The 17,061-nt window shown below is 37.4% G+C and carries 10 protein-coding genes and 1 pseudogene; all 11 read left to right on the top strand.

Annotated elements, in window-relative coordinates; genetic code table 11:
* Positions 1-161: 161 nt before the first annotated feature.
* The 11 genes and pseudogenes from Q0874_RS07015 (at position 162) to Q0874_RS06965 (ending at position 17,032) form a co-directional block, all read left to right on the top strand.
* Positions 162-974, top strand: coding sequence for an RNA methyltransferase (locus Q0874_RS07015; protein WP_299161128.1), 813 nt, complete (start codon positions 162-164; stop codon positions 972-974).
* Between the two features lie 105 nt (positions 975-1,079).
* Positions 1,080-2,312: a M48 family metallopeptidase gene (locus tag Q0874_RS07010; RefSeq protein WP_299161126.1), complete on the top strand. Its 1,233-nt coding sequence runs from the start codon at positions 1,080-1,082 to the stop codon at positions 2,310-2,312.
* Positions 2,313-2,353: 41 nt separating this feature from the next.
* Complete coding sequence (locus Q0874_RS07005; protein WP_299161123.1) at positions 2,354-4,561, top strand: RelA/SpoT family protein; 2,208 nt, start codon at positions 2,354-2,356, stop codon at positions 4,559-4,561.
* A gap of 97 nt (positions 4,562-4,658) precedes the next feature.
* Positions 4,659-5,114 carry a Fur family transcriptional regulator gene (locus Q0874_RS07000; protein WP_299161121.1) on the top strand — a complete coding sequence of 152 codons (456 nt, stop codon included), beginning with the start codon at positions 4,659-4,661 and terminating at the stop codon, positions 5,112-5,114.
* Between the two features lie 15 nt (positions 5,115-5,129).
* Entirely contained in the window at positions 5,130-6,401 is a 1,272-nt protein-coding gene (locus tag Q0874_RS06995; protein WP_299161118.1) for an adenylosuccinate synthase, read from the top strand.
* A gap of 266 nt (positions 6,402-6,667) precedes the next feature.
* Positions 6,668-9,805: a DUF1553 domain-containing protein gene (locus tag Q0874_RS06990; RefSeq protein ID WP_299161115.1), complete on the top strand. Its 3,138-nt coding sequence runs from the start codon at positions 6,668-6,670 to the stop codon at positions 9,803-9,805.
* Between the two features lie 9 nt (positions 9,806-9,814).
* Positions 9,815-11,281 (top strand): DUF1501 domain-containing protein, encoded by a 1,467-nt coding sequence (locus tag Q0874_RS06985; RefSeq protein ID WP_299161112.1) that lies wholly within the window; start codon positions 9,815-9,817, stop codon positions 11,279-11,281.
* A gap of 19 nt (positions 11,282-11,300) precedes the next feature.
* Positions 11,301-12,365, top strand: a complete 1,065-nt coding sequence (locus tag Q0874_RS06980) for a 6-bladed beta-propeller (protein WP_299161110.1) — start codon at positions 11,301-11,303, stop codon at positions 12,363-12,365.
* Between the two features lie 30 nt (positions 12,366-12,395).
* On the top strand, positions 12,396-13,772 hold the full coding sequence (locus tag Q0874_RS06975) for a DUF2231 domain-containing protein (protein WP_299161108.1): 1,377 nt from the start codon (positions 12,396-12,398) through the stop codon (positions 13,770-13,772).
* A gap of 94 nt (positions 13,773-13,866) precedes the next feature.
* A pseudogene (locus Q0874_RS06970) lies at positions 13,867-15,429 on the top strand (OstA-like protein); the annotation flags it as partial.
* Positions 15,430-15,850: 421 nt separating this feature from the next.
* The gene (locus Q0874_RS06965) at positions 15,851-17,032 is read left to right on the top strand and encodes an aspartate aminotransferase family protein (RefSeq protein WP_299161106.1); all 1,182 of its coding nucleotides are present in this window, start codon (positions 15,851-15,853) and stop codon (positions 17,030-17,032) included.
* Positions 17,033-17,061: the final 29 nt, after the last annotated feature.

The raw sequence follows: 17,061 nt of genomic DNA, 5'->3' as shown, positions 1-17,061 counted from the left end.
TTATCCACTTTTACCGTTGTTTCCTTTCAACTATTTTACTTCCATCGGGTATATCATAACAAGGAGCTGGTTCTAAGTTTTCAGAAAGGGTAGCATTCTCAAAATACACAGTGTTTTTAGAACAACAGTAGAAAGTTTACCAATTCTTCTATTTTTGTCCTATGAGCAAGGTTAAGCAGATTAGTAGTTTACAAAATCCTTTGGTTAAAAAAGTTTTATTATTAAAGGAAAAATCACGCGAACGTAGAAATTCTGGCTTATTTGTATTAGAAGGACAGAGAGAATTTGAATTGGCATGCAAAGGCGGTTATACTATTCAGATTGTATTTTTTTGCCCCAATATTATTTCTGAGCAAAAAGTGAGGCAAATTATTGACCGGCTTGAGAAATTTCCGGAATTAATTGAAGTATCTCAAGAGATATACCAAAAAATAGCCTATCGGGAAAGTACGGAGGGAATTGTTGCCATTGCCTTTTCAAAAAATCACAACCTGAATGATATTTCTTTTAGTAATAAAAATCCTTTGATACTGATTGCGGAAGCACCGGAAAAACCCGGAAATGTCGGTGCCTTATTAAGAACTGCGGATGCTGCAAAATTAGATGCTGTAATTATTGTAAATAGCAACGGTGATCTGTATAATCCAAATATAATCAGAGCAAGTGTCGGATGCCTTTTTACGGTAAATATTGCAACTGGAAATACTCAGGAAGTCATCAATTTTTTACAAAAGAATAAATTAGCCATTTATTCAGCCGCCTTGTCAGCTTCATGCAACTATACCGAAGTAGATTATAAGAAGGCCTGCGCGATAGTTGTAGGTACAGAGGCCACCGGACTTTCATCAGAGTGGTTGGAGAAATCCGATCAGAATGTTGTAATACCCATGCAAGGCGAAATAGATTCCATGAATGTTTCTGTATCGGCTGCAATTCTTATCTTTGAGGCAAAGCGACAAAGAGAATTTCTTTAAGATTATAACCTCGATTGCTCAGTTCACCAAAAAAAATATTCAACCCTCTATCAGTCCTAGCTTATTAAAATTTGTCACGTTTTTATTAAATGATAAAAGTCTTTTATGAATAGTTCATTCCTATTTTATACAATAATTGCAATCATAGTTCTTCAATTCCTTATGGAAACGGTCCTGGATTATCTCAATTCACGAAAATTTCAGGATCCTATTCCAGAAGAATTGCAGGATGTCTTTGATAACAAAGAATATTTAAAATCTCAGGCCTATAAGAAAGATAATTACCATTTTGGAATTCTATCTTCCACCTTTTCAATTGTCCTTACTTTAGGATTCCTAATATTTGGTGGATTTGAATGGATAGACTTATTAGCCAGAAATATTACTGAAAACCCAATTTTAATGGCTCTGTTATTTTTTGGTATCATTATGATTGGCAGTGATATTATTACTACACCTTTTTCGTATTATCAGACATTTGTGATAGAAGAAAAATATGGGTTCAACAAGTCTACCAGAAAGTTGTTTTTTTTGGATAAAATTAAAGGCTGGTTGATGATGGCTATATTAGGAGGAGGTATGCTCTCAATGGTCATTTGGTTTTTTCAATTAGCCGGTAATAATTTTTGGATATATGCCCTTGGCCTGATTGCCATATTCACGGTTTTTATGAACCTTTTCTACAGCCGGTTAATAGTACCCTTATTTAATAAACAAATTCCCCTTGAGGAAGGATCTCTTAAGAGTAAAATTGAAAATTACGCAGGCAAGGTGGGTTTTAAACTTCAAAACATATTTGTTATAGACGGTTCCAAGAGAAGCACTAAGGCCAATGCATATTTTGCTGGTTTTGGAAAAGAAAAAAGGGTAACACTTTATGATACGTTAATTAAGGACTTGGAGGAGGAAGAAATTGTAGCCGTACTGGCCCATGAAGTTGGTCATTATAAACGCCACCACATTATTATAAACCTGATTATTTCTATACTTCTTACAGGAGTTACACTTTTCATTCTATCATTTTTTATCAATAACCCTGAATTTTCATATGCTATAGGTGTCTCAGAACCTAGTTTTCATGCAGCTTTAATTTGCTTTGGAATCCTGTATAGTCCAATCTCCGAAATAACAGGTTTGGTCATGAACATTTTGTCGAGAAAATTTGAATTTGAAGCAGATGATTATGCCAAAAATACGTATAAAGCCTTGCCTTTAATCAACTCATTAAAAAAGCTCTCAAAAAATAACCTCAGCAATCTAACCCCGCATTCAGCCTACGTATTTATGCATTATTCTCACCCACCCTTGATTCAAAGAATACGTAATCTTAAGGCATGATTTTTGTTGGTTAGTAGAAAAGATTGTGGTAAATTTATTTTATGAGTGTGGAAACGGCCATAGAGCAGGAGAACAAGCAAATTGCAAAGCAATACAAGGAATTACTTCGAATTAGTTATCAAGCATTAACTACTGAAGACAAGAAACTTGTTCGCTCTGCTTTTGACATAGCCGTTGATGCCCATAAGAATCAACGAAGAAAATCCGGAGAAGCTTATATTTTTCACCCTATAGCAGTGGCCAAGATAGTAGCTTCAGAAATTGGTCTCGATGCTGTCTCTATTGCAGCAGCATTACTTCATGACGTTGTTGAAGATACCGAATATACATTAGATGATATTGAGCGAATGTTTGGTGAAACAATTGCTCGCATTGTGGACGGTCTTACGAAAATTGCGCATCTCAAAAAGGATATGAACATATCCCAACAAGCAGAGAATTTTCGGAAAATGTTACTAACCCTGCACGATGATGTTCGGGTAATTATCATTAAGATAGCAGATAGATATCACAATATGCTAACCATGGACGCCATGCCAGAGCACAAGCAGGTACAAATGGCTTCTGAAACCCTTTACATCTATGCTCCCCTGGCCCATAGAATTGGACTCTATAATATAAAAACAGAACTAGAGAATCTAAGTCTGAAATACACGGAGCCGGAAGTATACAATGACATTCAGGTAAAAATTGAGCAAACCAAAGAAGAACAGCAGAGTTATATTGACGAATTCTCCAATATTATTCGAGATTCTCTGGATAAAGAAGGTCTTGAATATTATATAAAAGGAAGGATGAAGTCTATCTATTCCATCAGAAAGAAAATGGTATCCCAGAATGTTACTTTTGATGAAATATATGACAAGTTTGCCATTCGCATCATTTATAGATCTGATAAACAGAATGAGAAATTTATCGCATGGAAAATATACTCTATAGTAACAGATCATTTTACGCCTAATCCAATACGGCTTCGCGATTGGATATCTTCTCCCAAATCAACGGGTTATGAAGCTCTTCATATCACTGTAATGGGTCCGGAAGGCAAATGGGTTGAGGTACAGATACGCAGTGAGAGAATGCATGAAATAGCGGAGAAAGGATATGCGGCTCACTTTAAATACAAACACGGAACACAAAAAGAACAGGGAATAGAGATGTGGCTCAACCGTTTACAGGAAGCCCTGGAAACCTCTAATGGAAATGCTGTAGACTTTGTGGAGGAATTTAAATTAAATCTTTATTCAAAAGAGATCTTTGTTTTTACACCAAAAGGTGAATTAAAGTCGTTACCAAAAGACGCCACTCCTTTGGATTTTGCTTTTAATATCCATACGGAAGTAGGAATGAGAACCCGGGGGGCGAAAGTAAATGGAAAATTGGTACCCCTGAGCACTACATTAAATAGCGGTGACCAGGTTGAGATCATTACATCAGATAAAGCGAAACCCAATCAGAACTGGCTGGATTATGCGACTACAGCCAGAGCCAGAGCAAAAATACGTTCGTCTTTGCGAGAAGAACAAAAACAAATTGCTAATGACGGTAAGGAAACGCTAAGACGGAAACTCAAGTCTCAAAAAATTAATATGAACGAGGATTCCATCAATAAGATGGTGGTTCACTTTAAGCTGAAGACCAGTTTGGATCTCTTCTACCGCATAGGTATCGGAGCAATAGATAATCAGATGATCAAAGATTTTGCATCATCTTATAACAATGCATTTATCAGTTTTTTCAAGAATAAGATACGGCGTAAACCTGTCCAGGAAGATATTGATAAGGCCGAAATAACTTCCAAATATGATATGCTCGTATTTGGTAAAGAGGAAGAAAAATTAAATTATACCCTATCCAAATGTTGCAACCCAATTCCCGGTGATGAAGTCTTTGGTTTTGTAAGCGTGGCGGAAGGAATAAAAGTTCATAAGAAAAACTGTCCGAATGCTATTTCGTTACAATCCAACTATGCCTACCGGATTATCAGTGCAAAATGGATTGATTCAAGCCAGGAAGAATTCACTTCAGAAATTAAACTTACAGGGATTGATAATTTAGGCCTGATGAATGAGATTACAGAAATTATTTCAGATAATATGCACGTTAATATGCGTAATCTCAATTTTAGTACAGATGGAGGCACATTTACCGGTAAAATAACGGTTGTAGTAAAAAACAATGCCATTCTCAAAAAACTAATCAATAATTTGAAGCGGATAAACGGCATTGAAAAGGTGACCAGAGTATAGAGATTTTCTGTAATGGTTATGGCGCAATCTTGCTATCATAAAACATTAATATTCGTATTTTTAGATGTACATTTGCCTTTAAGATGATGACGTAATTATGGGGACCAATAAGGACCAAGAAATTGTTAAAAAAGTATTTACTGCCTTTTTGGAGGAAAACGGGCATAGAAAAACTCCCGAGCGTTATGCAATTCTCCAGGAGATCTATGAAAGTGATGAACATTTTGATATAGAGTCACTCTATATCAACATGAAGAATAAAAACTATCGGGTAAGCAGAGCAACCCTCTACAATACAATAGAACTTTTATTGGATTGTAAATTAGTCCGCAAGCACCAATTTGGTAAGAATCAGGCGCAGTATGAGAAATCTTATTTTGACAGGCAGCATGATCATGTAATTCTGACTGATACCGGAGAAGTAGTTGAATTCTGTGACCCGCGAATACAATCAATCAAACAAACTATTGAAGAGGTATTCGACATTAAAATAAATAATCATTCATTGTACTTCTACGGTACAAGAAACCAAAAAGAAAAAGCTAATAACTAACCAATAACTTACTGCATGGCCGTAGATTTGCTACTAGGTCTTCAATGGGGAGACGAAGGAAAAGGAAAAATCGTTGATGTACTTACCAAAGACTATGATATTATAGCCAGATTTCAGGGAGGCCCCAATGCGGGACACACCTTGGAATTTGATGGCATAAAACACGTTTTACACACTATTCCCTCCGGGATATTTCATGATAATGCAATTAATGTTGTGGGTAACGGAGTAGTTATTGATCCCGTTATTTTTAAGAAAGAACTTGATAACCTAATCAAGTTTAATCTGGATATAAAATCCAAACTCCTGATTTCCCGAAAAGCTCATCTGATTTTACCTACCCACAGATTGTTGGATGCGGCCTCAGAAGCCTCAAAAGGTAAGGCGAAAATAGGTTCAACCCTTAAGGGCATAGGACCTACCTATATGGACAAGACAGGACGAAATGGAATGAGGGTAGGCGATCTTGAACTGGATAACTGGAAGGAGAAATATCGTGCTTTGGCTGATAAGCATGAAACCATGATAGACTTTCATAATGTAGATATACAATACAATCTTCAGGAATTGGAAACAGAATTCTTTAATGCTATAAAGGAATTAAAACAACTAACCTTCATAGATAGTGAAGAGTACCTTTACCAGGCCCAGAAAAGCGGAAAAAAAATCCTGGCTGAAGGAGCACAAGGTTCCCTGCTGGATATCGATTTTGGAACCTATCCCTATGTCACTTCTTCAAATACAACCGCTGCAGGCGCTTGTACAGGTCTTGGGGTTCCTCCTGGGAACATTGGAGGGGTTTTTGGTATTTTTAAAGCATATGCAACCCGTGTGGGAAGCGGACCTTTTCCAACAGAACTCTTTGATGAAATTGGCGCTACTATGGGAAGAGTTGGCAATGAATTTGGAGCTACTACAGGCAGACCAAGACGATGTGGATGGTTAGATCTGGTAGCCTTAAAATATGCCGTTAGGATTAATGGGGTTTCGGAATTAATGATGATGAAAGCAGATGTACTTAGTGGATTTAAAACGGTAAAAATCTGCATAGCTTACAAATACAAAGGGGAAAAAGTAACTCACCTTCCCTATAATATTGAAGCGGAAAATGTTATTCCTATCTATAAAGAAATGAAAGGATGGGAGAAGGATCTTACCAAAATGACTAATGCGGAGCAGCTTCCGGAAACATTAAACGACTACATTGATTACCTTGAAGCGGAGTTAGAAATTCCGATTAAGATTGTATCCGTAGGCCCGGATCGAAAGCAAACTATTCACAGATAATTACATTTCAATATAAATAAGTTTCCAACGCTTTATATATCTAAGGTAATATCAGTCTTATAAGAACCGGGTTGCTACTATTTTGTTATTGACTTCAAATAAATACAGCTTATTATCAAAGACTGATAGAATATTGTCAATCGGTTCAGACAGCTATAGGCTAAGGTAAAAAATCCTATCTTTAAGAATATTATTTGTATAAAATGCTTAGATATTCTTTCGGTTTAATCCTTATAATAACGCTTTTATCCTCATGTTCTGTAGATATGCCAAAAGAGGTAGAAATTGCCTTTAATAATCTTCCGGAAACTATTGATTTTAATTTTCATGTTAAACCAATTTTATCGGATAGGTGTTATTCTTGCCATGGTCCTGACGAGAATACCAGGAAGGCAGGTTTGCGATTGGATATTGAGGAAAATGCATTTGCCAAATTAAGCAGCGGTAATTATGCTTTTGTATCAGGAAATGCTAGACAAAGTCAAAGTGTATACCGCATATTAAATTCAGATCCTGAAATCCAAATGCCCCCGCCGGATTCTCATTTATCTTTAAATGCAGAAGAAAAAGCCATCATAATCAAATGGATACTACAAGGAGCCAATTGGAAAGAACACTGGGCATTTATAAGTCCTGAAAAACCAGACATCCCTCTCTTAAACAACAAAACATGGCCTTCAAATAATGCCGTAGATAAATTTGTTCAAAAGCAGTTGGCCATAAAAGGATTTGAACCTGCTCCTGAAGCAAACAAAGAAAGGCTAATAAGAAGAGTAACTATGGATCTTACTGGACTCCCACCAACTATTCCGGAAATAGATACCTTTCTTTCCGATACCAGTATTAATGCCTACGAAAAAGTAGTAGACAGATTATTGGATACCGATGCCTATGCAGAACGTATGGCCGTAGATTGGATGGATGTCTCAAGATATGCAGATTCACATGGGCTTCATGCTGATGGATGGCGTTTGATGTGGCCATGGCGTGATTGGGTCATAAACGCATTCAAAGTAAATATGCCGTATGACCAGTTCATCACTTGGCAACTGGCCGGTGACCTTTTACCAAATGCAACCAAGGACCAAAAATTAGCAACTGCTTTTAATCGCAATCATCCGATGACCGCGGAGGGCGGTGCTATTGAAGAAGAGTTTCGACTAAACTACGTCTGGGATAGAACTGAAACTGTAAGTACGGCTTTACTCGGCCTTACTATTAATTGTGCTCGCTGTCATGATCATAAATTTGACCCGATTACTCAGAAAGATTATTATGAGTTAACGGCCTTTTTTAACAATGTGAAAGAATTAGGCATGACAGGTGATGATGGCAATTATGGTCCCATGCTGGCATTACCCCAAAAGGTAACAGAAGATGAATTAAAGTCTCTCGATAATCAAATTCAGGAAAAAGAAAGGCAATTAGAATTAACCAAAGCAGAATTAATGGCTTTGGAAACCTATATGCGACAATTACCAAGCGATTACAATAAAAGAGGGCTTTTGGGATATTATCCAATGAATTCAGTTCAAAAAAATAGTGATAAACAACGAGAACATATAATAGATGGGAATAAGATGGTTACCTCAACAGAGGCACCAACCGTTACTCAGGGTATAAAAGGAAATGCCCTGGAATTTACCGGAGAATACGATGAAGTTTATCTAAAGAATATTCCAAACTTTGAATGGACAAATGCATTTTCTGCGAGCCTCTGGATGAAAACTACCAAAAGAGAAGCAGGAAGAACACAAACTTTATTAGGAACCGCTGGCGACAAAAACAACTATTGGCGAGGTTGGGAATTTTATCTGGACAGTCTTAATTATCTTAACGCAAGATTAATTCATTCCCTTCCTCATAATTACATACATGTCAGGTCTAAAGATTCATTACAAACCAAAACATGGTACAATGTTGCATTTACTTATAGCGGTTCCGGAAAAGCTAAAGATCTTATACTTTTTGTCAATGGTAAGAAAACAGAGCAAAGTGTAAGTTTTGATAATCTGTACAAATCTATTAAGACCATTACTGGTGGCGCACAGAAAACAGTAAATAGACCAGTTATGGTAGCCAAAAGCTACAGGGCTTTCACTGGAGAAAATGGTATATTTTTAGGAAGAATCGATGATATTAGCCTATTTTCAAGAGCTCTAACTTCAAATGAAATAGCAAAGCTTTATGATGAAAATCAGGATGAGATAATTGCTCCCGAATATTGGGTTACGCAGGCATCGGTGGTTAAATCATTAGATAAGGAATTAAAGGAACTAAGAAACGAATGGCTTAAAAGGATGATTCCAGTTATGGAAGTAATGGTCATGGAAGAAATGCCACAAGCAAGACAAGCATATGCTTATAACAGGGGTGACTATGAACAACCTATATATAAGGTGGATGCCAATACTCCTGATATATTACCAGTGTTTTCTGAAAAATTTCCCAAAAATCGTTTAGGTCTTGCACAATGGATTTTCGCGTCGGAAAACCCCCTAACGGCAAGGGTTACAGTTAACAGACTTTGGCAGATGCTTTTTGGAAAAGGTTTGGTAAATACACCCCAGGATTTTGGCGTACAAGGCTCACTTCCCTCCCATCCGCAATTATTAGATTGGCTAGCAATTGTTTTTGTAGAAAGTGGATGGGATACAAAGAAATTACTTAAGACAATAGTTCTTTCCCACACATACAAACAGTCTTCCCAATTTACTAAAGACATGCTAGAGAAAGATCCTTATAATTATTATTTAGCAAGAAGTAACAGCTACAGGCTTCCGGCAGAAATGATTCGTGATAATGCATTGGAATCCAGCGGTTTATTAGTACGGGATGTGGGCGGTAAAAGTGTAAAACCATATCAGCCGGAAGGCTTATGGATAGAAAAATCAAGCTTTTCTTATAAATTAATGAATTATAAGGAATCGGGCGGTGACAGTCTGTATAGACGAGGATTATACACATTTATAAGAAGGACATCGCCACATCCGGCAATGATTGCCTTTGATGCTCCTAATAGAGAAGTGTGTATTATTAAGCGCGAAAACACCAATACTCCGCTACAAGCCTTAGTATTAATGAATGATATACAATTTGTAGAAGCTTCAAAAATGCTTGCCGTAAGAATGCAAAAAGAAGGTGGAGATTCTTTAGATCAACAAATTAAATACGGTTTTAGACTAACAACTAGTAGATATCCAAAAGAGGAAGAAACCAAAATCTTAAAAGATTTATATAATTCACAATCTCAGTGGTTTACTTCCAATAAAAGTGAAGCATTGAAATTTTTGAAGGTCGGCAATAAACAATTGGAAAAAGAATATCTTAATAGCAAAACTGCAGCATTAGTCATGGTTGCAAATACACTTTTAAACCATGATGAAACTTATATGAAGAGATAAGACATAACTATGTGTACTCACCATCATAATAAAAATTATACACGACGCGACTTTTTAACCAAGACGTCTTTAGGGATGGGAGCCCTTTCTATGGCCTCAATGTTAGATCCTATGGGATTGTTTGCCAAAGAAAACAAATTACAACCTGCCCCGCTCTTAAATGGAGGTATAAAGGGAATTCCTCATTTCCCGCCAAGAGTCAAACGTGTAATTTATCTATTTCAGAGCGGAGCACCTTCGCAATTAGACCTTTTTGACTATAAGCCCCTTTTAAATAAAATGAATGGTCAGGATTTACCTGAAAGCATACGTGGCGGACAACGTCTTACAGGAATGACGTCTGGACAGGCTAGTTTTCCATTAGCTGGTACACTTTTTAATTTTAAACAGCATGGCGATAGTGGTGCCTGGATGAGTGACCTAATGCCTTATACCTCTAAAGTAGTTGACGAACTGTGCTTCATTAAGTCCATGTATACAGAAGCTATTAATCATGATCCTGCTATTACTTTTCTTCAAACAGGTTCGCAAATTCCTGGAAGACCCTCAATTGGTTCCTGGGTAAGTTATGGCCTTGGTACCGACAACAAGAATTTGCCAGAATTTGTGGTATTGGTTACTAAAGGTAAAACCGGTGGACAGCCATTATATGCCAGGCTATGGGGTAATGGATTTCTTCCTTCTCAACATCAGGGTGTGCAATTTAGATCGGGCAAGGACCCGGTACTGTATTTAACCAATCCTCCTGGAGTTGATGGAATATTGAGAAGAGATCAATTAGATCATTTACAACAACTTGAAAAATTGAATCATCAGGACATAGGTGATCCGGAAATATTAGCCCGGATGGCTCAGTACGAAATGGCCTATCGGATGCAAACATCAGTACCGGAAATCATGGATACTTCAAAGGAACCGGAATACATTTACGACATGTACGGAGAAGACAGCAAAAAACCAGGCACCTTTGCCGCCAATTGTCTCCTGGCGAGAAGAATGGCTGAAAAGGATGTTAAGTTTATTCAGTTGTACCATCAGGGTTGGGACCAGCACGGAAATTTACCTAACGCAATAAAAGTTCAATGTAAGGATACTGACCAGGCTACAGCGGCCCTAATTACGGACCTTAAACAAAGGGGTATGTTAGAGGATACCCTGGTAATATGGGGTGGAGAATTTGGGCGCACCAATTATTCACAGGGGCAACTAACCCCAGATAATTTTGGAAGAGACCATCATCCCAAATGTTTTACAATTTTTATGGCTGGAGCAGGAATAAAAAAAGGAATTACTTTGGGCGCCACAGATGATTTTGGTTACAATGTGGTACAAAGACCAGTTCATGTACATGATTTTCAAGCTACTTTAATGCATTTGTTAGGAGTAAATCATGAAAAACTTACCTTTAAATTTCAGGGAAGAAGGTTCCGACTTACCGATGTACACGGGGAAGTCATTAAAGAAATATTAGCTTAGTAATTAGGGTGATTCAGATATGAAATATAAGAACAGTAAGCGCCGGGAATTTATAAAAAAATCAATGCTATTTGCAGGGGCAGGTGTTATTACACCGGGATTGTCTTTAGCAAAAAATAACAATTCTCGGATTAAATCAGGGGCTGTTGTTGGGCATGGGGACTACAAATATAAGGTAGATAAAAATTGGGCAAATCAAGACCCGTCAAGAATTCCGGTCCATCACTGCCATGAGATGGTTTTGGACAAAACGGGGAGAATATTTATGACGACAACAGGTGTTCAAAATAATAATATAATTATTTATGATCGGAGTGGAAAAGTCTTGGATTCATGGGGTAAGAACTTTCCGGGGGCTCATGGATTAACCATAAGTAATGGAGCTGAAGAGCAATTTCTTTTGATTACAGATCCTGAAACCCACAAGGTTTTCAAAACTACCTTGAACGGGGATATTCTTATGACATTCAATACTCCGAAAGAAATTAAAGGATATACAAGCGACGATCTGTTTAAACCAACAGAAACGGCTATAGGCCCTAATGGAGATATCTATATTGCAGATGGCTATGGAGAAAATTACATCATTCAATACACAGAAAAAGGAGAGTACGTCCGACATTTTGGCGGTAAAGGAACGGAGGAAACAGAATTTGACTGTTGTCATGGAATAACCTTAGATACCCGGAACCCTAAAAACCAGACATTGCTTATTACTTCTCGAGCCAAACAGGAATTCAAACGATTTACATTAGATGGTAAACACCTTGAGACTATTCAATTACCTGGCTGTTCCATTTGCAGGCCAGTGTTGCATGGGGATAATTTGTTTTTTGCAGTTATTGTAACCAAAAGTTGGGGGGCTTATGACGGTATGTTGGCCATATTAGATAAATCTAACAGAGTAATATCCTTTCCAGGAGGCAGTGAACCAAAATATCAGAATGGAAAATTAGTGGAACCAATATATGATGAAAGGACATTTCTAAATCCACATGATGTGTTGGTGGATAATGATGAAAACCTTTATGTACCTCAATGGTATTCCGGGAAAACATTACCGGTGAAACTCCATAGGGTTTAAGTATAATTCCCAAAATAACCGAAATATTTAATGATTGCATTAGACTTCTCCGTATTTCTTGGCCGATTCCATCCCCTGCTTGTTCATCTCCCTATTGGATTTCTGATATTAGCACTCTTAATGGAATGGATTCAAAATAAAAAACAGGCAGGTACTTGGAAGCATATTATTAGTTTGACCTGGATGTTAGGTGCCATAAGCGCCATAATCGCAGCCTTATGTGGTTGGTTACTAGCAAATACGGGTATTTACCCGGAAAATGAACTTTTCTGGCACAGATGGCTGGGAATTAGTTTAGCAATTATTGCAAGTTTGGGCTGGTTTATAAAAAAGGAACCCAGTAAATACAAAAAATCAATTCGAAATTCGATCTCTTTTCTGGTGATGACACTGCTCCTTCTTGAAGGACATTTAGGGGGAAATATAACTCATGGAGCAGGTTACCTAGCTGAATACGCTCCAAAGCCGTTAAATCAGCTATTTTTCACTTCCACTCAGCATAATTCAGCGCCAGACTTGAGTCAAAAGGACTCTGTCCTGGTATTTGAAAATATGGTCCTTCCCATTTTGGAGTCCAAATGTTTTGCCTGTCATAATGATGAAACTCAAAGAGGAGGCCTAAATATGGAAGACATAACTCTTTTATTTGACGGCGGAGAAAACGGCCCTATAATCAATTCAGGCATTCCCTTGGAAAGTGAGTTATTCAAAAGGGTGACACTTCCTAGTAAAAACAGCAAGTTTATGCCACCCAGAGGCGAGCCATTGACCTATGATGAAATTCAAGTGATAGAATGGTGGATTGATCAAGGGGCTGAAATAAATAAATTGATTTCTGATTTAACGGTAACTGAAAAAATAAAACCGGTAGTAAAACGGGTATATAAACTCGATTTAGAACCGAAACCGTGGTATGAAACAGTTAGTTTAAAACAGGTAGATTCTCTGCTGTTAAATAATCTGCGAGATGAAGGGTTTATAATAAAAAGTCTAGGATCCGAAAATTCATTTTTAGATATAGCATTTACCGGTAATTCCTTAAACATAGAAAAACTTTCGAAACTAGTAGATGTAAAGGAGTACATAACCTGGCTTTCCCTTGCCGGAACCAATGTAGAGGATGAATGGGTTTCTGTAATTTCTGAATTTCCTAATTTGACCAGACTAGAACTTCAAAAAACATCAGTATCAGATGATTCTGTACAATTCCTCAGAGAGTTGGAACATCTGGAATCTTTAAATTTATATGGAACCAATGTTACGGATTCTTGCCTATCTGTAATTAGAGATTTCCCCGAATTAAAGAGGGTTTACTTGTGGAATTCCAAGGTAAGTTTTGATAGAGCCAGAGCCTTGCAGGAAGGTAATCCGGACCTCGAAGTAGAAATTGGAGTTTCGTTTAAATGAAATCCTAAAACCGTGCCAATACTTGCGCTTGTCTTTTAATTTATCCTATTTTTGAACAAAAATTTGGGTCTTGATCAGATTTGTACTGCTTAATATATTTCTTTTTTCATTTTGCTTAGCTTCTGCTCAGGACCAGCCTGAAGAAGAAGTTAAACAGATTAATATCGTATATGGTGCAAATTTTACAAAAGACGAAGCTCAATTTCCGGGTGCATCTATATTTAGTAAAGATGAGAGGCAAGTTCAGTTTGAACACCAGGGGGCAGATCTGTGGTGCGATATAGCCATATTCTATCAAAAAGAAAATAAATTAAGGGCCATTGGTAACATAAGCCTAAAACAGGGTGATTCCATTGAAATGACCGGTGGAAAAATTAATTATGATGGAAATACCAAAATTGCCAAGGCCTGGGATAAGGTAGTCCTAAAAAACACCGATATGACCCTGCGTACGGACACTCTGTACTTTGACCGTGAAAAACAGGAATCTTATTACACAAGTTTTGGTACCATAGTGGATTCTGCCAATACCCTTACGAGTGAAATTGGGAGATACTTTATGGTCCCCAAAAAATATCAGTTTGTAAAAAATGTATTCATTCGTAATCCGGATTACACTTTAGAATCAGCACAATTAGATTATTATACTACTTCTAAAAATGCCTATATGTACGGCCCTTCCACTATAACAGGTGAGACCTATAAAATATACTGTGAACGTGGATACTACGACACCAGGATAGAAAGTGGTTACGGGATAAAAAATACAAGGATTGATTACAATAATCGAATTATTGAAGGGGATAGTGTTTATTTCGACAAAGCTTCGGAATTTGCTTCAGCTACCAATAATATTACGGTCACAGATACCATCAATAAAGGAGTAATTAGAGCTCACTACGCAGAAGTATATAAGGCCAAAGATTCTGTATTTGCTACTAAAAGGGCTGTTTCCATAAGTTTGGTAGAACAGGACTCACTCTATATGCACGGGGATACCCTATTACTCACGGGAAAACCGGAAAAACGAATTTTAAGGGCTTTCAGAAATGCCAAATTCTATAAAACTGATTTAAGTGGTAAATGTGATTCTATTCACTTTGATCAATCAACGGGAATAACTCAGCTTATAAAAGAACCTGTTTTATGGAATGTAGAAAACCAAATGACCGGTGATAGCATACATCTGATTTCTGATATGGAAACCGAAAAATTGGATTCATTAAAAGTAATAAACAACGCCTTTATTATCTCTCTGGATAGCATAAGTATGGAAGGTTATAACCAGGCCAAAGGCAAAGACCTCTTCGGAAAGTTTATTGATAATTCATTAAAGATTGTAGACCTGGTTAAAAACACTGAAGTAATTTACTATATGTATAATGATGATAATGAACTCATTGGCATTAATAAAACAATTTGCAGTGAAATTCGGTTGACCTTAGCTGAAAATGATATTGAGGATATTACTTTTTTCACCAATCCGGATGGGGACATTTTTCCGGAAAAGGATCTTCCAATAAGCAGTAGAAAGTTAAAGGGATTTATCTGGCGAGGTGATGAACGCATCCGCAGTAAGGATGATCTTTTTGATGAAGATGACAACAATATTGAATTAGTAAAAATAAGAGGAGTTGATAATCCTATTGATACGGATATTGACTTGGCTACTTCATTGGTAGAAAAAAAAGCACGGGATTTTGTTAATTCTTCCAATGGTACAGGAGAGAAAACACAATATAAAAAAGCACCCTTGGATAAGTCATTGGAAAAGACCGGGGATCCCGAACCCAAACAACGATTTGAAGAAAGCCAAGGGGAAGAAGATCTTATTCCCGGCTATTATCTTATTGCCAATGTATTTGAAGACCAGCTTAACTTTGACAGGTTCATGGGCATTTTATCTGATCACGGTCTACAGCCTAAATCTTTCTTTAGAAAGCTGAACCAGTATACATATGTGTACCTGGAGCGTTTTGACACATTAGAAGAAGCTAAAAAGGCCATAGATAACCAGCTTAATGGTCAATACACGGATGAAACATGGATTTTTCGGGTAAGGGACGAATGAAGCAGCTATGAAAAAAGATTTTTTTACATATCAGGCTCAAACCACTCCCCATCCTCTTGCATTAGAAATCTCACATGCTAAGGGAAGCTATATTTACGATATGCAGGGAAATGGTCACTTGGATTTTGTTGCTGGGGTATCTGTATGTAGTTTAGGTCATTGCCATCCAAAAGTAGTAGGGGCGGTAATTGAGCAAACCAGGAAATACATGCATGTTATGGTATATGGTGAATTCATACAGCAACCAGCCGTGGAATTTAGCAAATATTTAGCCTCGCTTTTACCGGGTAATCTCGAAACAACATATCTGGTAAATTCGGGGACCGAGGCAATTGAAGGAGCGATAAAACTGGCAAGGCGCTATACAGGTCGTTCCAAACTCATAGCCGCCAAGAATGCTTATCACGGAAATACTTTAGGTAGTCTTAGTTTAATGAATTTTGAAGAACGAAAAGCTCCTTTCAGGCCATTAATTCCGGATATCTCTTTCTTGGAATTTAATTCCGAGCAAGATCTTTGTAAAATCTCTAAAGACACAGCAGCGGTCATACTAGAAACAATTCAAGGAGGTGCCGGATTTATTATGCCAAAAGAAGGGTATCTTAAAAAGGTGAAGGATCGTTGCGCAGAAGTGGGTGCCTTATTAATCCTTGATGAAATACAACCTGGATTTGGGCGTACCGGTAATTTATTTGCCTTTGAGCACTATCAATGCATACCAGACATACTCGTAATGGGCAAGGGTATGGCTTCAGGGCTACCTGTTGGCGGGTTTACGGCTTCGCGTGAAATGATGAATTCTTTAAGTGATTCTCCCAAATTAGGCCATATAACGACCTTTGGAGGTAACCCGGTTATAGCGGCGGCCGCTATGGCAACACTAAAGGAATTAACCAATAGTAATCTCATTCCGGAAACTCTTGAAAAGGAAAAACATTTCAGGTCAAGGTTAAAGCACCCATACATAAAAGAGATAAGAGGTAAAGGGCTAATGCTGTCTCTTATTATGAAAAATGAAGAGATTGCCAATAATCTAATACTTTCTTGTGCAAAAAAAAATCTAATTCTTTTTTGGCTGCTTTTTGAATCAAAAGCTGTTCGTATTTCCCCTCCACTGACGATAAACACTGAGGAAATTGACCTAGGCTGCGACATAATATTGCAAACTTTAAATGAGTTGGAGCAATAATTTGTTAACTATTTTGTTAATAATATAGC

Source organism: uncultured Eudoraea sp., assembly GCF_947490415.1.
In the GTDB taxonomy this organism is placed as follows: domain Bacteria; phylum Bacteroidota; class Bacteroidia; order Flavobacteriales; family Flavobacteriaceae; genus Eudoraea.
Note: the sequence above shows the minus strand (reverse complement) of the source record. Positions and strands in the feature narration are given on the sequence as shown.